Below are 24,662 nucleotides of genomic sequence, written 5' to 3'. Positions count from 1 at the left end.
CGGGTTCCTTCGCCCTGACACTGATCCGGGGGGCGCCGCAACGGGCCATCCATGGCCCGGTGCGGCTAGCCTGGCGTCCTGCCAGGCTACCCCCGGATCAGCACCAGAACTCAGCCGTCACTAACGTCGCACTCTGCGTCGTCAGTGTCATCGAGTTAAAAAGCGCTTTCAGGCGCGGCGTTTCAGGTCAGTTCAGGCCCAGTTTGCCGCGCAGGGTCGAGAGGTCTTCAGCCAGGGTGTTGACCGGGCCGACCAGGGCTTTGCGGTCGTTCTCTTTCACCTTGTCGTAGGTTTCAAAGCCAACGTCCTTGGTCTTGTACTTGGCCAGAATCTTGTCCACGGTGGCAAAGTTCTTGTCGACTTTGCTGGAGAAGGCTTTGTCCTGCTGCTCGATCTGCGGGCGGAACAGGTCGACGATTTTCTTCGCGCCGTCGATGTTGCCCTGGAAGTCGTACAGGTCGGTGTGGCTGTAACGGTCTTCTTCGCCGGAGATCTTGGTCGCCGCCACTTCTTCCAGCAAGGCGGCTGCGCCACCGACGACTTTTTCAGGCGGGAAGGTCAGGTCGGCTACACGCTTTTCCAGGTCCTTGACGTCGCTCATCAGCTTGTCGGCGATAGGGCCCTGGTCCTTGGTGGTGTTCTGAGAGAACAGCGCGTACTCCAGACGATGGAAACCGGTGAAGTCTTCTGCCGTGACGCCTTGTTCGTGGTCGTCGACGCGTGAGTCGATGGACGCGTCCAGGTCACTGAACAGTTCGGCAATCGGCTCTACCGACTCGTAGTACACGCGGGTAGGGGCATACAGCTTTTTGGCTGTCGCGATGTCGCCCTTCTTCACGGCATCGGTGAACTTCTGGGTATGGCTGACCAGTTCTTCGATGTTTTCGGTTACGTAAATCTTGTAGTCCGAAACCGGACCTACCAGGTCCAGCGGCGCGGTGGCGGCAAAGGCAGCCAGTGGCGTCTGGAGCAGGCCAAGGGTCAAGAGCAAAGCCAGGGGCGTCTTTTTCATGGGTGTCTTCCGGGTCTGGAGTGGGTAGGTCATGCGGTTTTAGTGGGCGAAGCAGCTGCCAGCAGCGAGCGGCCGATGAAATCCTGGTCACCGGTTACCCCCGGCAGGGTGAAGAAATAACCCCCACCGACCGGCTTGAGGTATTCCTCCAGCGGCTCGCCGTTGAGGCGGCTCTGAACGGTGATGAAGCCTTTTTCCAGGTCAGCCTGATAGCAGATGAACAGCAGGCCCATGTCCAGCTGACCGTTCTTGTTCACCCCGTTGGAGTAATTGAACGGACGGCGCAGGATCAGGTTGCGCTGGCTTTCGGCGGTACGCGGGTTGGCCAGGCGGATGTGCGAATCCAGTCGGGTTTTCTTGCCTTCCGGGTCTGCCGCGTAGTTGGGTACGTCGGTCTCGACCTTGCCGTCCATAGGTGCACCGGTGCTTTTGCTGCGGCCGAAAATCGATTCCTGCTCCTGCAATGGCGTGCGGTCCCAGCGTTCCACGAAGTTACGGATGATCCGCACGGCCTGATAGCTACCGTTGGCGGCCCACGCTGGCTCGTCGCTACCCGGCTGCACCCAGACCAGCTCGTTCATGGTCTTCTGGTTGTTGGAATCCGGGTTTGCCGAGCCATCCCGGAAACCGAGGAAATTGCGCGCGCTTTCCGGCGGCTGGCCAGGCTTCTTCGGTGCCTGGGGCGGCACGGTGCCTTCCTGCTTCCAGCGCACCAGCAGCAGGTCAGGCAGGTTCTTGACGATGTCGCGCAGGGCGTGAATGTTGCTGTCGGCGGTGTTGGCGCAGAACTGGATGCTCAGGTCGCCATGGCAACTGGCCGGATCCAGCGCGTCGTTGGGGAAGCCGGTCATGCGGATCAGGCGTTTGGGTTTGACCGGGGTCAGGCCAAAGCGCTCATCGAACAGCGATTCGCCTACCGACACGGTAATGGTCAGGTTGTCCGGGGTGACCACCGGGCCAAGAATGCCGGAATCAGGCGGTGGCAGTTTCGGATCAATCTCCGGCACCGGGCCGCCGGTCATCAGGAACGCGATGCGCTCATTGAGCGTGCGGAACAGGCGCTCGAGATCTTCGCGGTCGGCAGCCAGCACGTCGAACGCGACCAGCATGCCTGCGGCCGGACGCGGGTTGACGATGCCGGTCTGATGCAGGCCATGAAAGTCGTTGTGGTCCTGGGTCTTTTCACTGTTCGGTGCTTCGGTGACTTGCGCCGGCGTTGCGGCCAGTACGTTGCCGCTCAGGCTGCTGCCAGCCAGCGCGGCACCGGCAGCACCGAGACCCATCAGGACACGGCGACGCTGTATTGAAGCGGGGGCGTTAGTGGCTTCTGGACTGTTGTCTGGGTTTTTCATCGTAGTGTGCTGTGCTCCAGTGAATCAGAGGCCAGAAAGGCCAAGTGCCGCGTCGATGCCGTTGAGTGCGTCAGCCAGCGCGCCGGCCTTGGCGGCGATTTGCCGACGCTGCGTCTCGTCCACCTGGTCATAGGGGCGCATGCCTCCCTCAGCGGTGCTCAACGCATCAAGTGTGGTGTCCAGATCAGCCATGGCCGCATCGATCTTCTGCAGCAGATCGGCAGCACTGCGGGTCAACAACGGACGCAGCAGATCGACGATTTTGCGGGTTCCGTCCAAGTTGGCGGCAAAGCCGTTGAGGTCGCTGTGGCTGTAGCGTTCCTCTTCGCCGTTACTGCGTACGTCAGCCAGGCTGCGCATCGTGCGGGTGGCGATGGCGGCCAGTTGTTCGGGGGCCAGCGATTGCGCCATCAACTGCTGTTTGAGCTGAGTGACATCGGTTTGCAGGCGCTGCGCGACGGGCGACAGGCCCTCGACGCTGTGCTGATCGAACAATGCGTATTCAATGCGATGGAAGCCGGTAAAGCCCGGATCCTGTTCACGCTTCTCGTAGTAATCGGCGCGGGCGTTGATGGCGTTGTCCAGTTCCGAGAGGCGCTGAGCAGCCGGAGCAATACGCTGATACGCGGTGCGGGCGGGCAGGTAGGCCGCCTGAGCGGCGCTCAGGTCGCCAGCGTCAATGGCTTGTTGCAGAGCCGTCACGGCCTTGATCAGCGCCGAACCTTGCAGGCTCAGGTACACCCGGTATTCGGAAAGAGGGCCGATGAAGGCGGTCATCGACGGGCGCGCCTTGGCTTTTGCATCGGACTCGGCGGTCGGGGTGACGTGCAAGGTGCCACGCGGGTTGCTGAGCAGGCCGCAGGTGATCGCGTAATCGCCGGGAGCCAGATTGGCATTGATCACCTGGCTCAACCCCGGCGCAATGTTTTCCCGCTCTTCAACCACCAGCACGCCATCGAGAATTTCCCATTCGACGGCGCGTTCCGAGCGGTTGACGATGCGGAAGGCATTCTTGCCCGCCGCCACTGTCAGCACATTCGGCTCACAGTTGCGGGCGTGAATATTGACCACGGTTTCAGTGCCGGCATTGGCTGCACGCTTTTTTGCCGCGACCTGCGAGGCGTAATAGAACAGCCCGCCAGCGGCAATCATCAGGATCACCGAACCGGCGACAGCCAATTGCAGGACACGGGGCGGCCGGGCGTTCTCGGAAGGCCCTGGGGTACGGATAGACATGGGTGCCCTTATTCGTTCGTCACAGAAGATGTTTTCGGCTGTAGGGTCTTGCCGGACGCCGGGGTGTGCGGCATGAAGAACAGCAGCAGCGCCCCGATCAGGTAAATCAGGTAGACGCTCAAGGTGCTGACGGTCGGAGCGTCCTGGTAACCGAACATGCCGGCCAGTACCGAGCCGGCAGGCCCATCCATCGGCAACAGTGCGCTGATGTCGAAGACCACTTCCTGCAGATGATTCCAGATCCCGGCTTCATGCAAAGCCTGAACGGAGTTGGCCAGAATGCCCGCAGCCACCACCAGAATGAACAGCCCGGTCCAACGGAAAAACAGGCCCAGGTTCAGGCGCATGCTGCCGCTGTAAATGGCTACGCCGAAGCCCACGGCCAGCAACAGGCCGAGCAGGGCACCCAGCGGTGCGCCCGAGCCTTCGCTCTGCTGGAACACGGCGAGCAGAAAGAATACGGTCTCCAGCCCTTCGCGGGCCACGGCGAAAAACACCATGGCGATCAGCGCGTAGGTCTGGTTTTTCGAGCCGGTGAGGGCAGCGTCCAGAGACTCATGCAACGCGTGCTTGATCGAGCGGGCAACCTTGTGCATCCAGAACACCATCGAGCTTAAAATGCCCACGGCGATCAGGCCGACAATGCCTTCGAACAACTCCTGTTGCTTCTGCGGGAATTCGGCGCTCATCAACTCAAGCCCGCCACCGACGAACAGCGACAGCGCGGCAGCGAGGAACACGCCGATCCACACCGCAGGCATCCACTCGCCGCGGCCGGTCTGCTTCAGGTAACTGGCGATAATGCCAACAATCAGCGCGGCTTCGATGCCTTCGCGCAGCATGATCAAAAACGGAACGAGCATATCTCACCGGGTCAAAACTGTAGGGTGAACGTGCTTCAGCGAGCTATAAGCCGGAAACACTGCGTAACATAATGATACTCATTCTTGACTGCGGGTAGTTGTTTTTTATCGGGATTGCGTTTTTGAAAAGTCGTTCAGGTCAGGTTCAGCTAATCGATCACGGTTTTCTGAACGTTCCGCGGTCTTCGGAAATCAGCGATCATTTTCAACACCCCTGTAAACTGTGGTTGCCCGTCTGACCGCCTTATTCCGGAAATCATCATGTCATCAGAATCAGACAGCGCTGACCGCAGGCATGCTGAGGCGGTCGCTGCGCTCAGGTCCATAGACCCGCAATGGCAGTCGCTGATTGACCAGGTCGGCCCCTGTCTGCACCCGGTCAGTGCAGCGCAGGACCCGTTTCAGGCGCTGGTCAAGGCCGTCGCCTACCAGCAATTGCATGCCAGGGCAGGCGATGTGATGGTCATGAGGTTGCGTGCGCTTTTTGTGGATGACAGCTTCCCGGGGGCGCAGGCACTGGTCGAGCTGGATGATCAGGCACTGCGCTCCTGTGGGTTCTCGGCGTCCAAATGCCGGGCGATCAAGGCGATTGCCGCTGCGCGAGTGGACGGTCTGGTGCCTGAGGTCAGTGCGGCACTGGCCATGGGCAACGAAGCACTGGTCGAACGCCTGATCCAACTGCCGGGCGTGGGGCGCTGGACCGTGGAGATGATGCTCATTTACGGGCTCGGTCAGCTGGATGTGATGCCCGCCAGCGACTTCGGCGTGTGCGAAGGCTACCGGCGACTGTATGCTCTGGAACTCAAACCGTCGCACCGGCAAATGGCACGGCTTGCCGAGCGCTTCGCGCCTTACCGAACCATTGCCGCCTGGTATTTGTGGCGAGTACCGGCCAACTTCAGCGACATCGATTTATCTCGAATTTGAGAGCAAGACTCGGAGTGCCTGTGTGTTGCGACAGGGATAGGCTCATCGAAACCCAAGACAGGCCATCACCATGGAAAACATGAAAGGCACGTTGAAAACGCGCGCGCCACGAACCGAAGAGGACCCGCGCTGGGAGGTCCTGCTCAATCGTCGTTCAGGTGCGGGCGCTGACTTCGTCTACGGTGTGCTGACAACCGGTATCTACTGCAAACCCGGCAGCCCGAGCAAACTTCCAAGGCCGGAAAACCTCGTGTTCTTTTCTTCGGCGAGCGAGGCTGAAGCTGCCGGGTTTCGCCTGTCGCGGCGCAGTGGCAGTGATCAGCAAAGCGTGGACCTCAAGCATGCTTCGGCCGTTTCCGAAGCCTGCAGGCTGATAGACGCCTGCGACTCGATGCCCAATCTCGCTGCGCTTGCGGAAAAGGTCGGGATGAGCAGTTTTCATTTTCATCGCACTTTCAAGAAACTCACCGGGTTGACGCCCAAAGCCTACAGCGTCGCGTCCTTGCGCTCGCGAGTGAAAGTCCAGCTTTCCCACGATGTGACCATCACCAGTGCGCTGTATGAAGCAGGTTTCAACTCCAACAGCCGATTCTATGAGGCTTCGCAAAAAATGCTGGGCATGAAACCTTCTGAGTACCGGGCAGGCGGGGCCAATGTCGACATCAGGTTTGCACTGGGTGAAAGCTCGCTGGGTTCGATTCTGGTGGCCAGAAGCCCCAAGGGTATCTGCGCCATTTCACTCGGAGACGACCCCAATGTGCTGGTCGAAAAGTTTCAGGACCAGTACCCCAATGCCAACCTGATCGGCGGGGATGAAGAGTTTGAACGACTTGTCGCCAGGGTCGTGGGCTTTGTCGAGTCGCCTGCGACCGGCCTCGCGCTGCCGCTTGATATCCGCGGCACGGTTTTTCAGGAGCGGGTATGGCAGGCGCTCAGGGATATACCTGCCGGATCGACCGCAACCTACACCGATATCGCCACGCGTATCGGTATGCCCAGCGCAGTTCGCGCAGTGGCGAATGCGTGCGGTGCCAACACGCTGGCAGTTGCCATTCCCTGTCATCGGGTCGTGCGCAGCGACGGGTCGTTATCCGGTTATCGCTGGGGTGTCGAGCGCAAGCGCAAGCTGCTTGAAATCGAAGCTGCCGGGGGAGCAGGGCTTTTTTCAGGGCTTTGAACAGCAGCCTGACTCGCCGAGAATCCGGTAGGCCAGCCTTACCCGTTCTTCATTCGGATAGTTCTTGTTGGCCAGAATCACGATGCCGAGCTGTTTTTCCGGTATGAACGCGACATAGCCACCGAAACCGTTGGTTGATCCGGTCTTGTTGACCCAGACCGCAGATTGCGCTGCCTGCGGCGGCTCGATCACTTCGGTTTTGAGCGTGTTCAGCATGGCACTGGCGTTGCCTTCAAGCAGATGCGCCAAGCCAACCGGCATCGGATACTGCTCCCAGATCAGGTCCTGAGTCATGCCGCCGACTTTGAAATAGCTGATCCGTGTGTCACTGAGAGCGCGTTGCAGCGGCGCGTCGTACTGACCAGGCCCAAGGTTTGCCTCGACAAAACGGATCATGTCCCGCGCACTCGATTTCACGCCGTAGGCTTCACTAGCCAGAGGACCTGGGTTAACCCTGACCGGTTCGTCGAGTTTGTTGTAGCCCTGCGCATAAAGCTTCTGCTTTTCGTCGGGCACGTTCACGTAGGTGTTGCTCAGGTTCAGCGCCGGAAACAGGCGCTGCTGGAGGGCTTTTTCATACGGCAGCTTCATGCTGCGCGCCGCAACCAGGCCGAGCAGGCCCACACTGGGGTTGGCATAAGTGCGGTGGGTGCCGTGCAGGTAGTCGGGCTGCCAGGCCTTGAAATAGTCCATCAATTGGCGAGTGTTCCGCACCTTGTCGGGCACTTGAAGGGGGAAGCCGCCTGCTGTGTGGGTGCCGAGGTGAAAGACCGGTATTTTGCCCAGGCGTGTGTCATTCAATTGCGGCAGGTAGGTGTCGATGCTGTCGGTCAGCGACAACTGCCCATTGGCCTGCGCCCAGGTGGCCAGTGTGGCAGTGAAGGTTTTGATGATCGAGCCCAGTTCGAACAACGTATCGCTGGACACCGGCTGGCCGGTTGTTTTTGAGGCGACGCCGTAGTTATAGAACTGTTGTGTACCGTTGCGGGTGATGGCGATGGACATGCCTGCAATGTTGTTTTCCTGCATCACCTGCTGCGCCGCTTGCTGCACAACGGCATCAAGGTCAGGTGCCGGGTCTTGAGCGCAGGCAAGGGAAGCGTTCAGCACAAGCGCCGCGCATAACAGTGTCTTATTCCTTGGCATCACATGATTCCTTGTTGTTTTGGGTCGCCGCCGATCATCGAAGAACGCTGTTTTGAAGCCTTGCTGCGGTGGTCGGTGGCGGCGGGTTTGCGTAATATGCCTCCTTTTTTGCGCTTCCTCCACGGGGCGCGGTTCAGGTAACCCATGAAATCAATCCGTATACGCGCCGAAGTCCTGGCCGGGCTCACGACATCCTTTGCCTTGGTGCCCGAGTGCATTGCCTTTGCACTAGTGGCCCATCTCAACCCGCTGATGGGGCTCTACGGCGCGTTCATCATTTGTACGCTGACGGCCCTGTTCGGCGGGCGTCCGGGCATGGTTTCCGGCGCGGCCGGTTCGATGGCGGTGGTGATCGTCGCGCTGGTGGTGCAGCACGGCGTGCAATATTTGCTGGCGACCGTATTGCTGGGCGGTTTGATCATGATCCTGTTCGGGCTGCTGCGGCTCGGCAAACTGGTGCGGCTGGTGCCTTATCCGGTGATGCTGGGCTTCGTCAACGGCCTGGCGATTGTCATCGCGATGGCGCAATTGGAGCACTTCAAGGTGGGTGAGTCATGGCTCAGCGGTACGCCGCTGTACGTGATGCTCGGTCTGGTGGCGTTGACCATGGCGATTGTCTATCTGTTGCCGCGCCTGACCCGTGTTGCACCGCCTGCGCTGGTGGCGATCCTGAGCGTCGGGCTGGCGGTTTATTTGCTCGGCCTGCCGACCCGCACCCTGGGCGACATGGCGCACATTGCCGGTGGCCTGCCGGTATTCGCCATGCCGGACATTTCGTGGAACCTGGACACCCTGCGCATCATCGCCCCATACGCCATCCTGATGGCGCTGGTCGGCCTGCTGGAAACCCTGCTGACCCTGAACCTGACCGACGAGATCACCGAAACCCGTGGCTATCCGGATCGTGAGTGCGTAGCGCTGGGCGCTGCCAACGTGGTCTCCGGTGCCTTCGGCGGCATGGGCGGTTGCGCGATGATCGGCCAGACGGTGATCAACCTCAGTTCCGGCGGCCGCGGTCGTGTGTCGGGCGTGGTGGCGGGTTTGATGATCCTGATGTTCGTGCTGTTTCTGTCGCCGCTGATCGAGCGCATTCCATTGGCGGCGCTGGTCGGGGTGATGTTTGTGGTTGCCCAGCAGACTTTCGCCTGGGCATCGTTGCGTGTGCTGCGCAAGGTGCCGGTCAATGACGTACTGGCGATCATTGCCGTGACCGTGGTCACGGTGCTCACCGATCTGGCCACTGCGGTGCTGTTCGGCATCATCATCGCGGCGATCAACTTTGCCTGGCAGCAGGCCCGCGAGCTGTATGCAGACAGCCATGTAGAGGCCGATGGCAGCAAGGTCTACCACCTGCACGGCACGCTGTTCTTCGCCTCGACCACGCCGTTTCTCGACCAGTTCAACCCGGCCGAGGACCCTGCACAGGTGACACTGGACTGTCGCCACCTGAGTTTCGTCGATTACTCGGCCATTGCTGCGCTCAAGACCTTGCGCGAGCGCTATGTCAAAGCGGGCAAGCATTTGCGAGTGGTGCATCTGTCCGAGCGCTGCAAGCGGCTGCTCAAGCGCGCCGGCGTGCAGCACGCATGAGCCGCGTTTCAGGCTGGATGTCTTTTCTCTGATACCTAAGGTGTGTGCCTGATGGATGCTGTCTCCCCGCTGCAAGCCTACGAACGTGCCGTCCAGCGTGGTTTTCAGCCTGATCAGGCGCAGTTGCAGGCTGCCCGACAGTTGCAGGCGTGCTATGAGGCCCTGGCCGATGCGCGGGGTCGGGCACAGGGCGTCTATTTGTGGGGGCCGGTCGGGCGCGGCAAGACCTGGTTGATGGACCGCTTTTTCGAAAGCCTGAGCGTGCCGGCCCGGCGTCAGCATTTTCATCACTTCATGCGCTGGGTGCACAAGCGCATGTTCGAGCTGATGGGCACGCCTCAGCCGCTGACCGTGGTCGCCAAAGAGCTGGCGCGGGAAGTGCGGGTGATGTGTTTCGATGAGTTGTTCGTGACTGACATCGGCGACGCAGTGATTCTCGGTGGGCTGCTGCAAGTTATGTTCGAAGAGGGCGTAGTGCTGGTCTGTACGTCCAATCAGCCACCGGAAAAGTTGTACAGCCACGGCCATAATCGTGAGCGCTTCCTGCCAGCGGTCGCCGCGATCCTGAAATACATGAATGTGGTGGCGGTCGACGGCGGCGAGGATCATCGCCTGCACCCCGGACAGTTGCACCAGCGTTACTGGGTTGCACAGGCCGGTCAGCCAAGTTCATTGAAGGGGATATTCGAAGCGCTGAGCGCTGGCCAGCCGGTTCACGACTCGCAGGTCATGCTCGGTTATCGCAGCATCAATGTGGTTCAGCATTCCGATACGGCAGTGTGGTGCCGCTATCGTGACCTGTGTGAACAACCGCTGGCTGCGATGGATTTTATCGCGTTGTGTGATCGTTTCTCGGTGATTCTGCTCAGCGAAGTGCCGCCCCTCAGCGCCGCCCAGCGCGAGGCGAAGATTGCCCGTGGCACCGAGGATGGCGTGGAGCAGGTGACGGCAGGCGACCGCGAGCTGCCGCAGTTATCGCCCAACGACGACGGCGTGCGACGTTTCATTGCGCTGGTGGACGAATGTTACGACCGGCGCATTCCGCTGTATGTAGAAGCGCCTGTGCCGATGGACGAACTGTACACCCAGGGTTATCTGTCGTTTGCCTTTCGGCGCACCCTGAGTCGGCTTCAGGAAATGCAACTGGAGCGTTTCACCGAGACCTGAGCTTCAGGCTGCATCCCGACGGCGCTGGGCCAGCACGTGTTTGGCGCCTTCGATCATCAGCACCACGACGGCCAGCCAGATTGGCAGGTAAGTCAGCCATTCATCGCGGCCGATGCTCTCGCCCAGCAACAGGGCGACGCCGACCAGCAGCACCGGCTCGACATAACTGAGCAACCCGAACAGGCTGAACGGCAGCAACCGGCTGGCAACGATATAACTGACCAGTGCCGAGGCACTGATGACCCCGAGCACGGGAATCAGCAGGTACAGCAGCGGTGCCTGCTGGATGGCTTGTGGATGACCGTTGGCGATAAACCACAGGCCGATGGGTAGCATCAGCAGCATGTCGAACCAGAGCCCGCCGAGGTGGTCGGTCCTGAGCTTGCGACGCAGCACGAAGTAAAGGGGATAGCCGCCCGCGACCAGCAGGGTTTCCCAGGAGAAACTGCCCAGCCTCCACAGCTCATGCGCCACGCCGATCATGGCAAACACCGCAGCGACTTTCTGCAGGTAGGAGAGGTGCTCGCCGTACACGATGCGGCCGGTGAGAATCATGCTCAGCGGCAGCAGGAAATAACCCAGCGACACCTCCAGGCTGCGCCCGTGCAGCGGTGCCCACATGAAGATCAGCAATTGCGCGCCGATCAGCACCGAAGACAGCAGCAGCGCGAAGATCAGCAGCGGTTGCTGCCTGAGCCGGACAGTCACTTCGCGGACTCGCCGCCAGTCTCCGCTGACCAGCATGAACAGCGTCGCGCATGGCACGGTGAGCAGCATGCGCCAGCCGAAGATCTCTTCACCGTCGAGCGGGGTCATCAGTGACGTATAGAAATACATGACCCCGAACAGCGTTGACGCCAGGATCGACAGCACTACACCTTTGGACACGACGGCCTCCGCGACAGCTGATTCGACAGATTGCGCACCTGTCTGGTGCGCGTGGTAGTCAGTCTACTGGCCTGAGGTGCAAAAAGCTGCAAATCGGACGGCCCTTGCACGACGATGGAACGAGCCTCATGCAAGTGCATCAGAGGTTTTGGCTAATCGATCAGCTTTGTTAGGCTGTCGCGCTGGCCGGTGTGACCGTACTCGGCAAATTACAAGGAGCATGCATGACCTCTTTCAGCACCGCAGCCCAGGATGCCAAGGCTCGGGCGGAGCAGTCTTCGACGCGTATCGCGTTTTTCATTGCCGGTTTCAGTGTCGCCTCTTGGGCGCCGCTGGTGCCTTACGTCAAACAGCGGATGGGCCTTGATGAGGGCACGCTCGGGCTTTTGTTGCTGTGCCTCGGCGTAGGCTCGATTCTCTCGATGCCGTTGGCCGGTGCGCTGGCAGCGCGGTTTGGCTGTCGGCGGTTGCTGGTCTGCTCGACGGTGTTGATCTGTCTGTGTCTACCGCTATTGGCGACGATATCCAGTCTGCCGCTACTCATAGCCACGCTGTTCCTGTTTGGCGCGAGCATGGGGGGTGTGGATTGCACGGCCAACGTTCAGGCGGTGATTGTCGAGCGTGCCAGCGGCAAGACCATGATGTCGGGATTCCATGGCCTGTTCAGCCTCGGTGGGATTGTCGGTGCCGCGGGTGTCGCCGGCTTGCTCAGTCTGGGCATCTCGCCGTTCACGGCGATGCTGATCGTGGTATTTCTGACGTTGGTTGCGCTGGCCAAAGCGGCTCCGAATCTGTTGCCTTACGGCAGTCCGGCCGATGGGCCAGCCTTTGCCATCCCGCGTGGCGTGGTGCTGTTCATCGGCCTGCTGTGCTTCACCGTATTTCTGGCCGAAGGCGCAATGCTTGACTGGAGCGCGGTATTCCTGACCTCGTTGCGTGGTGTCGAAGCGTCGTATGCCGGACTGGGCTATGCGGTATTCGCCGCGACCATGACCCTGGGGCGGTTGTTTGGCGATCCGGTGGTAAAAAACGGGTGGGCTCCAATCGAGTGATCATTCTTGGCGGGCTGTGTGCCGCAGCGGGGCTGGCCGTCGCGACATTGATCCCGGTCTGGCAGGCGGCGCTGCTGGGGTATGCATTGGTAGGCGCGGGTTGCTCGAACATCGTACCGGTCTGCTACAGCGCAGTCGGTCGGCAGAAGACCATGCCGGAAAGCGTGGCGATTCCGGCGATCACCACGGTTGGTTACGCCGGGATTCTGATTGGTCCTGCGGCAATCGGTTTCATCGCCCATGTCAGCAGCCTTGAGCTGGCGTTCATGATCGTTGCCGTGATGCTCTTGGGCGTGGCTATCGGCGGCAGCAAGCTCAGGACCTGATTCTGACTACAACGTGCGCGCCATCCCCGACACCCGGATCGAACTCCCGGGCTGCTCGGGGATTTCCGCGCGCAGACGTGACGGGCTGCCCATGTCCTCGCCCTGAATAATGTCTATCAGGCCACCGTGCGGCCAGCCTATATCGCGCAGATAACCACCCAGGGCCGCCGTGGCCGCACCGGTAGCCGGGTCTTCATAAACGCCGCCGAAGGCAAATGGGTTGCGAGTGTGGAACAGCTGTTCGGTTTCGGCCCATACCAGCAAAATAGTCGCCCAGCCTTCGCGTACCATCAGCTCTCGACCGGCCTGCTGGTCATAGTGCATAGCCTTGAGCTGTGCCCGGCTGTTCAGCGCGAGCACAAGGTGCCCAGCACCGCCGTTGATATGCGCTGGCTTAATGCGTTCATCCAGATCGTTGTGCGTATAGCCGAATAGCGCCAGGGCCTCTTCCAGCAACTGCGCGCTGATCGGCTTGCTGAAGATCGGTGGCGATTGCAGTGCTGCCGAAGTCAGGGAGCCTTGCGCATGGCCTTCGACAGTGATCTGCGCCTGATTGAGCGTCAGGCTGAACACGCCGTCGCCTTGCCGTGCCGCCAGTGCTGCGCCCAAAGCGATGGTCGCGTGTCCGCAGAACGGGACCTCTGCCAGCGGCGAGAAATAACGTACACGCCAGCAACTTTCCACAGGAGCGGCAAACACGGTTTCGGAAAAGCCGACCTCGGCGGCAAGCTGCTGCATGACGAGGTCATCGGGCAGCGCATCGCCAATCCACACGCCTGCCGGGTTTCCACCGCGATCGCCATCGCTGAATGCCGCCAGTTTGAGTATTTCAGTTGTCATTGAAGGGTGTCCTTGCCGTGGTCATTGGGCGACAGTTTGCAACGGAGCTGATTTGATAATCCAGTGAGAAGAACTGATGCGGTGCATCTATATAGCTGATGCCTGAGCGCCCGCGCAGACCTCTCCTCTCAAGGCACCTCACACCTGGCCATACGCCGCTGCACTACACGTTCACGCAGTGCGTCGTAGGCCCAATTGAACAGCATGGTGTAAGGCAGAAACATCAGCAGCAGACCGATATCCAGCCAGAATGCTTCCATCAGGCTGATCGTCAGCCACCATGCGGCCAGTGGCACGACGGCCAGAATCAGTCCGGCTTCGAAACCTGTTGCGTGCAGCACGCGAGTGGTCAGGCTCATGGCAAACCCGTACCTGTTGCGCAGTCTGTCGAACAGGGCGTTGTAGAGCATGTTCCAAAGCATGGCGATGGTGGAGATCATCACTGTCATGGCGCCCATCATTGCCAGCGAATGGTTCATGAGCCAGGCCAGCAGCGGTGCGACCAGAATCACGCCACCGATCTCGAACAGGCTGGCGTGCAGCGCCCTTTCACGCAGGGTCTTGGACGCTACGGATGCGTGCTGGCTGGCGTGTTGTGGGCTGTTGCTCATGATAAGACTGTCCTTTGTGCTCGTGGGTGGCAGCATTATCATCGGTGTTTGCGTTAACCTGAAAATCAATACCATCGGTAAAGCCGATAAGAGAGTGTCATGAGTTATTCACCGGAAGCCCTGGAAGCCTTCGCCCAGATTGCCGCGCTGGGTTCGTTCAGTGCAGCTGCACGCCGTCTGGGCAAGAGTCAGTCGACGATCAGTGAAGCAATTGCCCGCCTGGAGATCGATTTTGGGCTGGAGCTGTTCGATCGCTCTTCCAGGCAGCCGGTTCTGACCGAAGCCGGGAGGGTCATGCTCGGCCGTGTCGATGACCTGTTGTGCGCCTCGGACCGACTGCGCCGGGCTGCTGCAAGGCTTGCGGCAGGCGTCGAGCCAAGGCTGACGCTGGTGCTGTCGGACGCCAACCAGTTCGCTGATTTCGAACGGCTGATGACCGAGCTGGATCAGCGCTTTCCGGAGCTGGAGATGGAATGCGTATTCGCCGAGCACGGTGATGCCATCAGCCTGGTGCAGTCGGGCAGGGCATCATTGGGGCTGCTGTCGGCGCAAGCCAGCTACCCACCGGAGATCGGTCACGCGACCATCGACGAAAGTGCCGATTTCGGTCTGTTCGTCTCGCATAAACATCCGCTTGCCGCGCTGGAACGGGTCGATTATCAGCAACTGGCGGGTTACCGCGCATTGCGCCTCAACACGCTGGTCGAGCACAGCATCCCCACCGACGACCTGCCCACCAGCGGTCACCGTCATTGGTCAGCGCCCAATTACCTGCTGTTGATGGACATGGCTGCCTTCGGTTTTGGCTGGTCGGCGTTGCCGCGCTGGCTGGTGTCGCGCTATTCGGGCGGGCTGCTCAAAGAGCTGAAAGTCTCGGGCTGGCCGCGTCGCTCGGCGGTCGATGTCATCTGGTCATTCCAGCGCAGCCTGGGGCCAGCAGGTGCATGGCTGCTGGAGTCGCTGGTGCCGTTTGCCGGAGAGTAAACGGATCGGCTCTCATAACCGGCAGTCAGCAGTCGCGGGGCTTGCTGATTTCCAGCTATAAAGCACAGACTTTCAACACTGTCGGGCAGGGTAACGCATGACATTCGACGGGCACTCCGATCCTGTTACACGTGATACCCCGGTGGACGACCGCTACCGAAATACGAAGAACGTGAGGCGCTTCATGACCGGACAATGCGGGCCGTCGTTCAGGTTCGACCGGCCATTCATGGCGTGGATCACTAATGGCGAGCCCAAAAACATGGGCCAGATCGTGGATGAATGGTTGCTTCTGCGAACAGCAGGATCGGAATGAGCTGACGTTGTGTGCTGTTGGAGGGCTGCTCGGCTGGGCTCGCTCTGGCTGTATCGAGAAGCACATACCGCCCTGACTTTCGAAAATCATCGATTTTCGAATGCAAAATGCCATTATTTTTGCAACTGAGCGTTTTTTCTCGTAGCGTGCTCGTGCCGCCCTGCCTGAAGGGAACGCGGCGCAACCCACACCGCAGGTGCCTCCGCCGTGACCCCGACAGATCTACAACATCTCCAGAGCCGATTATCGGCTCTGGAGCAGGAAAACGCCTCGCTTAAAGAGCGCCTGAGCGTCAGTGGTCAGGAGGCCGAAAACGCCCTGGCGCACTCTCAGGAGCGTTATCGTTTTCTGTTCAACGCGATGGATGAAGGCTTTTGCATCATCGAGTTCTTTGACGGCCCGCACGGCCCGTTGAGCGATTACATTCATATTGAAGCCAACCCGGCTTACGAGTATCACGCCGGCATTCCCAATGTGGTGGGCAAGAAGCTGCGCGAGATGGTTCGCGAAGAGGCGGATGGCTGGGTCGAGTTCTACGGCAAGGTATTGCGCACCGGTGAGCCGGTCCGCTTCGAGCGCGAGCTGGTGGCGACCGGGCGCTACCTGGCACTGACCGCGTTCCGCATCGAGCCGGCCAGCCGCAAGCAGGTAGCGGTGTTGTTTCAAGACATCACCGAACGCAAGCGCGCAGAGCTGGCGTTACAGCAGATGAATGAAACGCTGGAGGCTCGTATTGTCGAGGCCGTCGCCGAGCGCAATGTGCTCGCCGATGTCGTCAATGGCACCAATGCATTCATCCATGTCATCGACGCCAATTACCGCTGGATGGCCATCAATGGCTCAGCGCTACGCGAGTTCGAGCGTCTTTTTGGCGTCCGTCCTCAGGTAGGCGACAATATGCTCGACCTGCTGGACGACTGTCCGCAGAGCAAAGCGGGCCTTAAGCAGCGCTGGACGCGGGCGTTGGCAGGCGAGGAGTTTGCCGAAAGCGTCAGCTTCAGCGATTCGAAGGATCCGGCCAGCCACTTCGAAATGCGTTACAGCACGCTTCGCGATGCACAAGGCCAGTCCATTGGCGCGTATCTGTTTGCCTACGACGTCAGCGAACGGTTGCGCGAGCAGGAACGCCTGGCTCAGGCTGAGGATGCCCTGCGCCAGTCGCAGAAGATGGAAGCGGTTGGTCAGTTGACTGGCGGTATCGCCCACGACTTCAACAACCTGCTGACCGGTATCACCGGCTCGCTGGAACTGCTCAAGACGCGCATGAGCCAGGGCCGTTTCACTGAAATAGATCGCTACATAGGGGCTGCGCAGGATGCATCCAAGCGTGCAGCGTCGCTGACTCACCGGCTGCTGGCGTTTTCACGTCGACAGACGCTTGACCCCAAGCCGGTCGATATCAACCGGCTGGTGATCGGGATGGAAGAGCTGATTCGACGTACGGTCGGACCTCACATCACGCTGGAAGTCGTGACCTCAGTCGGGTTGTGGTCGACGTTCATTGACGCCCCGCAACTGGAAAATGCGCTGTTGAACCTGTGTATCAATGCCAGGGATGCCATGCCGCGAGGCGGGCGAATCACCATCGAAACCGCTAACCGGTGGATTGACGAGCGCGGCTCCCAGAGCCGGGATCTGACACCGGGGCAATACCTGTCGCTGTGTGTCAGTGACACCGGTACCGGCATGTCGCCTGAGGTTATCAACCGCGCGTTCGACCCGTTTTTCACCACCAAGCCACTCGGGCAGGGCACGGGTCTGGGATTGTCGATGGTGTACGGTTTTGTGCGCCAGTCCGGTGGGCAGGTGCGTATCTACTCTGAACCTGAGCAGGGCACGACCATGTGCCTGTACCTGCCGCGTCATTACCTTGGGGCTGCGGAAGAGGTCGAGGCTGTCGAGACTTGCGAATCGGCGCCTGCGCAGACCGAGCGTACGGTGATGATTGTCGACGATGAGCCGACCATCCGCATGCTGGTGGCCGAAGTGCTAGAGGATCAGGGGTATATCCCGATCGAGGCGGGCGAGGGCGCGTCTGCGCTGAAGATGCTGGAGTCCGATATGCGTATCGACCTGCTGGTAACCGACGTCGGGTTGCCTGGCGGCATGAACGGTCGGCAACTGGCGGATGCTGCGCGCATCATTCGACCAGACCTTAAAGTGCTGTTCATCACCGGTTATGCTGAGAACGCCATCATTGGTAACGGCCATCTGGATCCGGGGATGTGGGTGCTCACCAAGCCGTTCACCATGGACGCGTTCGCCAGCCGCATCTACGAAATGATCGAACGCAAGGATTGAGTCCAAAAAACGTCAGCGGGCAGGCAGTGTCTGGAATTCGCCTTTCGACAAGCCCTGCACGTCGTTGCCCATGCTGTCACGGATGGTCAGGTCGGCACCTTGGTCGGTCAACGCCTTGAGCACTTCAGTGCGTTTGAACAGCGCCGCGTACATGGCCGCCGTCTGCCCGGCATTGTTGGTCAGGTTTGGGCCGCAATCGGCCTGAACCAGGTGCTTGGCGATGCTCAGCTCACCCTTGAAAATCGCGCCCATCAGCGCAGTGTTGCCGCGATTGTCCTTGGCGCAAGGGTCAGCACCGGCATTGATCAGGCGTTCCACCGAATCTTCATGGCCGTGATAGGCGGCCAGAATAAGGCCGGTATAGCCCTGTTCGTCACGCACGTTGAGGTCGTAATGGGCTTCGATGAAGGTGTCCAGCATCGGGTTGTTACCTTCACGGGACGCGTCGAAAAACAGCGTGCGCAACTGGCTGGCGGTCTGTTCAGCGGTCAGTTCGGAAGCGGGTGCCGGGGCGGGTGGGGTTGCGTTTGCGGCTGCAGCAAACAGCAGCAAGGCATAGATCAGATTTTTCACAGGCGTTCTCCTGGCTGGAACCGCCCCGGCGTCGTGAACGCCGGAGCGGGACATCAGATCATCAGTCTTTGAGGCTTGCAGCCAGCGACTTGACCTTGCTCAGATCGCCCTTGGCGACTTCGGTTACCCGAGTGCCGTAGTCCGGATCTGCCTTGTACAGGAACGACAGCATAATGTTCTTGCTTTCGGTGTCGGTGTCAGCCAGCGACTCGCCAAAGCTCTGCACCAGGTCGGTCTTCTCTTTAGGGCTGTAGGAGCGATACAGATCACCCGCCTGCTTGAAGTTCTGCTCACGCGTAATCTTCGCCTGCTGGGTGGTGCCGCTGATCGGCAGTTCGCTGTAGCGCGCTTTTTCGTCGGCTGGACGTGGCTCCAGACGGCTCGGCTCATAGTTGACGCCGCTGGTGGTGTGACCGGTATTCAGAGCACCGTCCTGATTACCGTTGTTCACCGCAACCTTGGGCTGGTTGACCGGCAGGCTCAGACCATTCGCGCCCAGGCGATACATCTGGGTGTCGGCGTAGGAGAACACACGGCCTTGCAGCAGACGGTCCTCGGAAGGCTCGATACCAGGAACCAGGTTAGCCGGGGCCATTGCGACCTGTTCGGTTTCCTGGAAGAAGTTGTCGACGTTCTTGTTCAAGACCATCTGACCGATTTTCTTCTCAGGGACATCAGGCCAGATCTTGGTGGCGTCCAGAGGGTCGAAGTCGAATTTCGACAGCTCTTCAGGCTTCAGGACCTGAACGTACAAGTCCCATTTCGGGAAATCGCCTTTTTTGATGGCACCGACCAGATCGTTGGTCAGATGGCTGTAGTCCTTGGACTGGACCTGAGCGACTTCTTTCGGATCAAGGTTCTTGATGCCTTGCAGGGTCTTCCAGTGGAACTTGACGTAGTGCACTTCGCCTTTGGCATTCACCAGTTTGTAGGCGTGTACGCCGTTGCCGTCCATGAAGCGATAGCCTGCAGGCGTACCCTCATTTGAATACAGCAGTGTCAGCGTACGGGTGGCTTCTGGAACATGCGAGAAGAAGTCAAAGCGACGCGAATCGTTGTCCAGGTTGGTACGCGGGTCAGGCTTGAAGGCGTGGACCATGTCCGGGAACTTGATGGCGTCACGGATGAAGAAGGTTGGAAAGTTGTTGCCTACCAGGTCCCAGTTACCGTCTGCCGTGTAGAACTTGGTGGCGAAGCCGTGTGGGTCGCGCAGGGTTTCAGGCGAGTGGTTGCCATGGACAACGGAGGAAAAGCGCACGAAGACCGGGGTTTTTTCGCCCGATTTGAACACCGTGGCCTTGCTCAGATCGCTGATATCGGCCGATGCGGTGAACTCACCTTTGACACCCGTGCCGCGAGCGTGGACCACGCGCTCCGGAATACGCTCGCGATCAAAGCGCTGCAGCTTTTGCAACAGCTGCACATCTTGCAGCAGGACAGGCCCTTGGGCGCCTGCAGTCTGAGAGTTCTGATTGTCGCCGACGACGGCACCATTGTCGCGAGTCAGGGTGTCTGCTGCATAGGCGGTCGGAACAGTAACGAGACCGACTGCAGTCAGACACACCATATGTCTGGACCAGTTTAATAACGGCATTTTGAATCCCTCATATTTTTAGTAGGCCGGTATATCTTAGGCGCGCGGGGGCAGGGGGGTGATTATAAAAATATATCGGGGTGATTAAGATAAATACTGAGAGGGGAGAGGAACCGAGTAAAAACTTTCACAATTAGTTGAATAATTTCCTTGGCTATGAGGAAGGCGGGCTGCAGGTGAACGTATAAAAAATCATGGTTTTAGTTATTTATAGTCATGAAATTAAAGGATTTTTTATTAAATGTTGGTGTTAATAAAAGGCACGTTTAATCACGCTGTTCAAGGTTAATAGCAATCATTATCATTTTGAAAGCTCGTCAATAATAAAGTGCTGGCGTCCCGGTGTGGAACGATCGTGCAACTAAATAATGTGACATTCAAGATTGCTGGCTTTTTGATATTGTCTTCTGCGGTCGTCGTATAAGTTACAACTAAGTTATCCTGCGGCAAAGTGACATTATCGGTTTTGAAAGCGTTGACGCGCTATCATGTGGCCACACCTTGTGCAGCCACGCCGCGTTTAATGGAGCCGCTCGTCTCATGCCCACCATCATGTTGCTACAAACCCCGCCACCGGAGTTCATCCGTAGCCAGATCCAGCAGATGGTCGTGGACTACGTGACCGACATCAGCATGGTAGCCATTGCGCCGAGCAATCCGCTGTACAACCTGTATCAGTATGGCGTGGGGTATGAGGTGCATCTCTACCTGAACGCCATGGACGGCTCGCAAAACCTGGCGGTCGAACTGATCGTCGCGCTGGACGATGAGGACCCGGAAACCGTATTGGGGTTTTTACTGTACCTGCCTGTGCAAGATGATCCACAGGCTTGTGCCGTGGCCTATATGGCGGTGCGCGAAAGCCATCGTCGCCAAGGCATTGCACGCTCGATGCTGAGTAAAATGGTCGGTCGCTACCCTCACGCAGAGCTGTATTGCGTGGTGGGCAAAGTGGCGTATTTCGAAGCGCTGGGCTTCCAGGTCCTGGGCGCACGCGGGCCGCAGGTCATCATGAACACGTTGGATCACGGAACGGATGGCCTGCTTGCGGTCATGGACATCGCTCCGATCTACAGCTCGGTGGAAGTGCGTCAGATTCATGCGTACCTGCTCAAACAGCACGGCAAGAGAGCGATGGTCGATGCAGAGAAGCAGCGTGACCGTCATCTCGACCGTATGACCCGGGATGCCAGGGCGTTCGCCGAGCAGCGTCTTGAAAACCCTGGCGTGCCGGAAGGTGTTGCGCAAGCGTCAAGGCTGCACTGACAGCCAGGGTGTCGCGCAGGCAGACCTGTATTGATAGACGGAAGTAGTCGCACAAGCGCAATTTATCAAAAAAGTGGGGAGTGCGTTGGAACGATCCAAATGGAGTGAAGTCATTATGACATCACGACTATTTGGTCACTCTCAGGCACGGATGTCGCACCTCATTCAGCAACAGGTAAGCCCCATGAATTTCCTGCGTCAGTCCAAGTTTTCGACCAAGCTTCTTTCGGCATTCATTGTTTGTGCACTGATCACACTGACCGTTGGCGGCCTGGGCATGGTCGGGGTTACCCGCTTGGGCAACGCGCTTGAGCTTACCTTTTCCAACAACCTTGTTTCTGTCAGCAACACTAATGAAACGCTGACCAGCCTCACCGCTCACAACCGTGGACTGTACCGTTTGCTGGATGCGCAGGATGGCGGTGTTCCTGAAGCCGACAAGGAACGTGTTCGACAGGCGTTGAGCGAAGATCTGGCTCGCGCACAGAGGATATTCGCGATTTACCGTGCCACGCCGCTGGAAGATGACGAGCGTGCCGCCGGTGACCAGTTTGAGCTGATGATGCCCGACTACGTTGCCGGAGCCCAGCAGGTTGTCGATCTGATCAAGGCCGGTGATTACGACGCTGCCCGCACCCGACTGAACACACTGTCTTCGGAAGGCTTTACCAAGGTGCGCAGCTATTTGCGCACTATGATCGATTCCAACAACCGTCAGATCAAAGAGGGTGCTGCGGCTGCTGCCGATCTGCGGAATTCTTCGGTGATGATGCTTGAAATCGGCGTAGTCATCGCCTTTCTGGTGGCAATCATGTTGGGGCTGTTGATCACCCGCATGATTACCCGGCCGTTGGCGGTCGCGGTAGCAAGTGCTCAGCGCATTGCCGGTGGCGACCTGACCCAACCGATTGTTTCTGATCGTGGCGATGAGGCCGGACAACTGCTGGACGCACTGTCCGACATGCAGACCGGTCTGAAAAATACCATTCAACAAATTGCCAGTGCTTCAGACCAGTTAGCCTCTGCTGCCGAAGAATTGAGCGCCGTTACCGATGAAAGCACCCGCGGACTGACTCGCCAGAACGACGAAATCCAGCAGGCTGCGACTGCCGTGAATCAGATGACTGCTGCCGTGGAAGAAGTGGCGCGTAATGCGGTGTCGACGTCCGAGGCGTCGAAGGCTGCAACCGATGATGCAGTCGATGGACGTGGTCAGGTGGATCATACGGTCAAGGGCATCACCACCATGGTGCACGAGATCACCGAGTCCACCGGCGCTGTATCAGAACTGGCCGGGCATGTGCGGGAGATCAGCAAGGTGCTGGACGTGATTCGCAGTATCGCCGAACAGACCAACCTGCTGGCGCTGAATGCCGCCATCGAAGCCGCGCGTGCCGGCGAACAGGGTCGTGGTTTTGCGGTGGTGGCTGATGAGGTTCGTGCCCTGGCACACCGTACCCAGGCCTCGACAGTGGAAATCGAAGGCATGATCAGCACCGTGCAGTCCGGAGCCGATGGCGCCGTTGCTGCGATGGGCAAGAGCCTGTCACTGGCCACCAACACTCAGGAGCTGGCGCTGCGTGCCGGTGCCGCGCTGGAAAAAATCACCCTGGGTGTGGCGACCATCAACGAGCGCAACCTGGTCATTGCTTCGGCTTCCGAAGAGCAGGCCCAGGTCGCCCGCGAGGTGGACCGCAACCTGATCAACATTCAGGACCTTTCGACCCAGAGCGCCGCAGGTGCCAACCAGACCAGCGCTTCGAGCCAGGAACTGTCGCGACTGGCCACCTCGTTCAATTCGCTGGTCGCCACCTTCAAGCTTTGAGTCGTCTCGCCAAATTACTGTCTGGCGCACGTCTTTGCCTTTTCGGTGGCTAATTTCCGCACTGACATGAAAAAGGCGTTGCGCCCGACCGGGTCATTTCGCGCATCATAGGCGGACTCAGCCCGAGAGAGACTTTTCATGCCTGTCATTTTCAACACCCTGCGCCTGTCGCTCCCGAGAGTATCGTTATCATTTGTGGCCGTGCTGTGCTGTGGAATCTTTGCCAGTGCTGCGTTGGCCAGCGACGATACGCAACTGATCGAATCCATCAACGCCTATCGTGGTCAGGCACAGCGCTGTGGCGAGCAGGTATCCATGGAACTGCCGCCACTGACCAGTGATGCACGTCTGGTGCTGCCCGCCAGTGGCAATCTGGACCTGCAACAGGCGCTGACGCGTGCCTCCTATCCAATGGTCACTGTGCAGGCGATCAGTCTGTCCGGCCCAAATGACGCTGACTCGGCACTTAAAGCGGTGCTGGAGAGTTTTTGCCGAGTAGTGCTGGACCCGCAATTTGTCGACATCGGGGTTAGCCGGCAGGGGCGAGACTGGCGCATTGTCCTGGCACGCTCGCTGGTGGCTTCGCGTCTTGGCGATTGGCAGGTAGAAGGGCAAAAAATTCTGGAAATGGTCAATAACGCCCGTACCCAGGCGCGTCAGTGCGGAACGCAATCCTTCGCTGCTACCACGCCTCTGGTCTGGAACGCTGTTCTGGGCAGTGCCGCACAACGTCATTCGCAGGCAATGGCTAATCAGAACTTTTTTGACCACAAGGATCGCGACGGTCGTACGCCTGGCGATCGGGCCGAACTTGCTGGCTATATAGGCCAGCAGGTCGGTGAGAACATCGCTGCAGGCCAGGACAGCGCGCGCAAGGTGGTGGATGGCTGGCTGCTGAGCCCCGGCCACTGCGCCAACCTGATGAGTCCTGATTTCCGCGAGTTGGGAGCAGCCTACGCGATGGACCCGAAAAGTGACGCAGGAATTTACTGGACGGCGATGTTCGGCACGCAGCAGTAGCGCCTGCTGCTGCCTTGAACCGGTGGGTTTAAAAGCGGAATGCCTGACGGCCGATGAGCAGCCATTGTCCATTCTGCTTTTGCCAGATCTGGAAGTTCTCGATTTCGGTCGGCACAACCTTGCCGCTATTCACTGCCTGTGCCGAGAAATGATTGCGCACCAGGGCGGTGTCGTCGGAAAGAATGATTTTCTGATTGAGCATCTTCAGTTCGTTAAAGGCGCTCTTGCCGGTCTCGATGTCTGCGATGAACGCTTTCTTGTCCTGAATGGTGCCGCTGGAGTGTCCATACGTGAGGTTGTCGGCGGTCAGCGCATTGAGTTGCTTTATGTCCTTGTGCCACATGGCTTGCGTGAGCTTGTATACCGCCTCGGCAACATCAGTCTCGTCAGAAGTTGCCGCAGCGGCGTAGCCGGTAAACAGGCACAGAAACGCCATTAGCAGTGTCAGCTTTTTCATGTTCATCCCTTTTTCTTGTCGTTATTGAATGTGAGCGAAGCCCGCGCAGATGAGTAATTCATCTGTCGTCGTACAACTTAGATCAGGGCAGGCCATTCGACAAGGGGAGATGCCGGGAAGCGCGCTTCCCGGCGATAGA

22 protein-coding genes and 2 pseudogenes are annotated in these 24,662 nt (G+C 59.1%); 12 read left to right on the top strand and 12 right to left on the bottom strand.

Annotated features, from left to right (window positions below; translation table 11 throughout):
- Window positions 1-187: 187 nt before the first annotated feature.
- From efeO (AC4ANE_RS17805) to efeU, 4 genes are read right to left on the bottom strand one after another with little or no spacing between them, the layout of a single operon-like run.
- Window positions 188-1,012, bottom strand: coding sequence for an iron uptake system protein EfeO (efeO, locus tag AC4ANE_RS17805; RefSeq protein WP_002554188.1), 825 nt, complete (start codon window positions 1,010-1,012; stop codon window positions 188-190).
- 29 nt (window positions 1,013-1,041) lie between these two features.
- The gene (efeB, locus tag AC4ANE_RS17800; RefSeq protein ID WP_002554187.1) at window positions 1,042-2,364 is read right to left on the bottom strand and encodes an iron uptake transporter deferrochelatase/peroxidase subunit; all 1,323 of its coding nucleotides are present in this window, start codon (window positions 2,362-2,364) and stop codon (window positions 1,042-1,044) included.
- A 24-nt stretch (window positions 2,365-2,388) separates the two neighbouring features.
- The gene (gene efeO / locus AC4ANE_RS17795; RefSeq protein ID WP_002554186.1) at window positions 2,389-3,600 is read right to left on the bottom strand and encodes an iron uptake system protein EfeO; all 1,212 of its coding nucleotides are present in this window, start codon (window positions 3,598-3,600) and stop codon (window positions 2,389-2,391) included.
- A gap of 8 nt (window positions 3,601-3,608) precedes the next feature.
- A complete protein-coding gene (efeU, locus tag AC4ANE_RS17790) occupies window positions 3,609-4,463 on the bottom strand; it encodes an iron uptake transporter permease EfeU (RefSeq protein ID WP_002554185.1) in 855 nt (284 codons plus the stop codon).
- A 261-nt stretch (window positions 4,464-4,724) separates the two neighbouring features.
- Here efeU and AC4ANE_RS17785 point away from each other — a divergent pair, with 261 nt between their 5' ends.
- Both AC4ANE_RS17785 and ada read left to right on the top strand, forming a co-directional pair.
- The gene (locus tag AC4ANE_RS17785) at window positions 4,725-5,390 is read left to right on the top strand and encodes a DNA-3-methyladenine glycosylase family protein (RefSeq protein WP_460408437.1); all 666 of its coding nucleotides are present in this window, start codon (window positions 4,725-4,727) and stop codon (window positions 5,388-5,390) included.
- A 70-nt stretch (window positions 5,391-5,460) separates the two neighbouring features.
- Window positions 5,461-6,567 carry a bifunctional DNA-binding transcriptional regulator/O6-methylguanine-DNA methyltransferase Ada gene (gene ada / locus AC4ANE_RS17780; RefSeq protein ID WP_002554182.1) on the top strand — a complete coding sequence of 369 codons (1,107 nt, stop codon included), beginning with the start codon at window positions 5,461-5,463 and terminating at the stop codon, window positions 6,565-6,567.
- On the opposite strand, the gene ampC is transcribed toward ada, so the two are convergent.
- Together ampC and AC4ANE_RS17770 are read right to left on the bottom strand one after the other, a co-directional pair.
- On the bottom strand, window positions 6,556-7,713 hold the full coding sequence (ampC, locus tag AC4ANE_RS17775; RefSeq protein ID WP_031595856.1) for a class C beta-lactamase: 1,158 nt from the start codon (window positions 7,711-7,713) through the stop codon (window positions 6,556-6,558). The two genes, ada and ampC, sit on opposite strands and share 12 nt — an antisense overlap.
- Entirely contained in the window at window positions 7,713-7,859 is a 147-nt protein-coding gene (locus AC4ANE_RS17770; RefSeq protein WP_005744526.1) for a hypothetical protein, read from the bottom strand. Before AC4ANE_RS17770 ends, ampC begins: the two co-directional genes overlap by 1 nt.
- On the opposite strand from AC4ANE_RS17770, the gene AC4ANE_RS17765 reads away from it, so the two are divergent.
- Together AC4ANE_RS17765 and zapE are read left to right on the top strand one after the other, a co-directional pair.
- The gene (locus AC4ANE_RS17765; protein WP_031595854.1) at window positions 7,858-9,303 is read left to right on the top strand and encodes a SulP family inorganic anion transporter; all 1,446 of its coding nucleotides are present in this window, start codon (window positions 7,858-7,860) and stop codon (window positions 9,301-9,303) included. The genes AC4ANE_RS17770 and AC4ANE_RS17765 overlap by 2 nt on opposite strands.
- Before the next feature lie 51 nt (window positions 9,304-9,354).
- Window positions 9,355-10,470, top strand: coding sequence for a cell division protein ZapE (gene zapE / locus AC4ANE_RS17760; RefSeq protein WP_031595853.1), 1,116 nt, complete (start codon window positions 9,355-9,357; stop codon window positions 10,468-10,470).
- A gap of 3 nt (window positions 10,471-10,473) precedes the next feature.
- Here zapE and rarD read toward each other — a convergent pair whose 3' ends face one another.
- On the bottom strand, window positions 10,474-11,358 hold the full coding sequence (gene rarD, locus AC4ANE_RS17755) for an EamA family transporter RarD (protein WP_002554179.1): 885 nt from the start codon (window positions 11,356-11,358) through the stop codon (window positions 10,474-10,476).
- A gap of 224 nt (window positions 11,359-11,582) precedes the next feature.
- On the opposite strand from rarD, the pseudogene AC4ANE_RS17750 reads away from it, so the two are divergent.
- A pseudogene (locus AC4ANE_RS17750) lies at window positions 11,583-12,736 on the top strand (MFS transporter).
- 6 nt (window positions 12,737-12,742) lie between these two features.
- Here the strand turns inward: AC4ANE_RS17750 and AC4ANE_RS17745 are convergent.
- A complete protein-coding gene (locus AC4ANE_RS17745) occupies window positions 12,743-13,576 on the bottom strand; it encodes a PhzF family phenazine biosynthesis protein (protein ID WP_460408435.1) in 834 nt (277 codons plus the stop codon).
- Window positions 13,577-13,704: 128 nt separating this feature from the next.
- Window positions 13,705-14,187, bottom strand: a complete 483-nt coding sequence (locus AC4ANE_RS17740) for a multidrug/biocide efflux PACE transporter (protein ID WP_002554176.1) — start codon at window positions 14,185-14,187, stop codon at window positions 13,705-13,707.
- Window positions 14,188-14,286: 99 nt separating this feature from the next.
- Between AC4ANE_RS17740 and AC4ANE_RS17735 the strand changes: the two genes are divergently transcribed.
- From AC4ANE_RS17735 to AC4ANE_RS17725, 3 genes are all read left to right on the top strand, one after another.
- Window positions 14,287-15,171: a LysR family transcriptional regulator gene (locus AC4ANE_RS17735; protein WP_002554175.1), complete on the top strand. Its 885-nt coding sequence runs from the start codon at window positions 14,287-14,289 to the stop codon at window positions 15,169-15,171.
- Between the two features lie 97 nt (window positions 15,172-15,268).
- Window positions 15,269-15,487 carry a DUF6434 domain-containing protein gene (locus AC4ANE_RS17730; RefSeq protein ID WP_002554174.1) on the top strand — a complete coding sequence of 73 codons (219 nt, stop codon included), beginning with the start codon at window positions 15,269-15,271 and terminating at the stop codon, window positions 15,485-15,487.
- A gap of 207 nt (window positions 15,488-15,694) precedes the next feature.
- On the top strand, window positions 15,695-17,788 hold the full coding sequence (locus tag AC4ANE_RS17725) for a hybrid sensor histidine kinase/response regulator (RefSeq protein ID WP_002554173.1): 2,094 nt from the start codon (window positions 15,695-15,697) through the stop codon (window positions 17,786-17,788).
- Window positions 17,789-17,800: 12 nt separating this feature from the next.
- Here AC4ANE_RS17725 and AC4ANE_RS17720 read toward each other — a convergent pair whose 3' ends face one another.
- Together AC4ANE_RS17720 and katB are read right to left on the bottom strand one after the other, a co-directional pair.
- Window positions 17,801-18,361, bottom strand: coding sequence for an ankyrin repeat domain-containing protein (locus AC4ANE_RS17720; RefSeq protein WP_002554172.1), 561 nt, complete (start codon window positions 18,359-18,361; stop codon window positions 17,801-17,803).
- A gap of 61 nt (window positions 18,362-18,422) precedes the next feature.
- On the bottom strand, window positions 18,423-19,928 hold the full coding sequence (katB, locus tag AC4ANE_RS17715) for a catalase KatB (protein WP_004665787.1): 1,506 nt from the start codon (window positions 19,926-19,928) through the stop codon (window positions 18,423-18,425).
- Window positions 19,929-20,495: 567 nt separating this feature from the next.
- Here katB and AC4ANE_RS17710 point away from each other — a divergent pair.
- The 4 genes and pseudogenes from AC4ANE_RS17710 to AC4ANE_RS17695 all read left to right on the top strand — a co-directional run bounded on the left by AC4ANE_RS17710 (window position 20,496) and on the right by AC4ANE_RS17695 (window position 24,066).
- Complete coding sequence (locus AC4ANE_RS17710) at window positions 20,496-21,221, top strand: GNAT family N-acetyltransferase (protein WP_002554170.1); 726 nt, start codon at window positions 20,496-20,498, stop codon at window positions 21,219-21,221.
- A 115-nt stretch (window positions 21,222-21,336) separates the two neighbouring features.
- Window positions 21,337-22,188, top strand: a pseudogene (locus AC4ANE_RS17705) (MCP four helix bundle domain-containing protein); the annotation flags it as partial.
- Window positions 22,183-23,046, top strand: coding sequence for a methyl-accepting chemotaxis protein (locus AC4ANE_RS17700; protein ID WP_410477270.1), 864 nt, complete (start codon window positions 22,183-22,185; stop codon window positions 23,044-23,046). The pseudogene AC4ANE_RS17705 and the gene AC4ANE_RS17700, both read left to right, overlap by 6 nt.
- Window positions 23,047-23,184: 138 nt before the next feature.
- Complete coding sequence (locus tag AC4ANE_RS17695) at window positions 23,185-24,066, top strand: CAP domain-containing protein (RefSeq protein WP_002554168.1); 882 nt, start codon at window positions 23,185-23,187, stop codon at window positions 24,064-24,066.
- Window positions 24,067-24,094: 28 nt separating this feature from the next.
- Here AC4ANE_RS17695 and AC4ANE_RS17690 read toward each other — a convergent pair whose 3' ends face one another.
- Complete coding sequence (locus tag AC4ANE_RS17690; protein WP_002554167.1) at window positions 24,095-24,523, bottom strand: nuclear transport factor 2 family protein; 429 nt, start codon at window positions 24,521-24,523, stop codon at window positions 24,095-24,097.
- Between the last annotated feature and the right edge of the window lie 139 nt (window positions 24,524-24,662).

This window comes from Pseudomonas sp. Pme6b (genome assembly GCF_058129925.1).
This window is presented reverse-complemented; position numbering and strand designations above follow the sequence as displayed.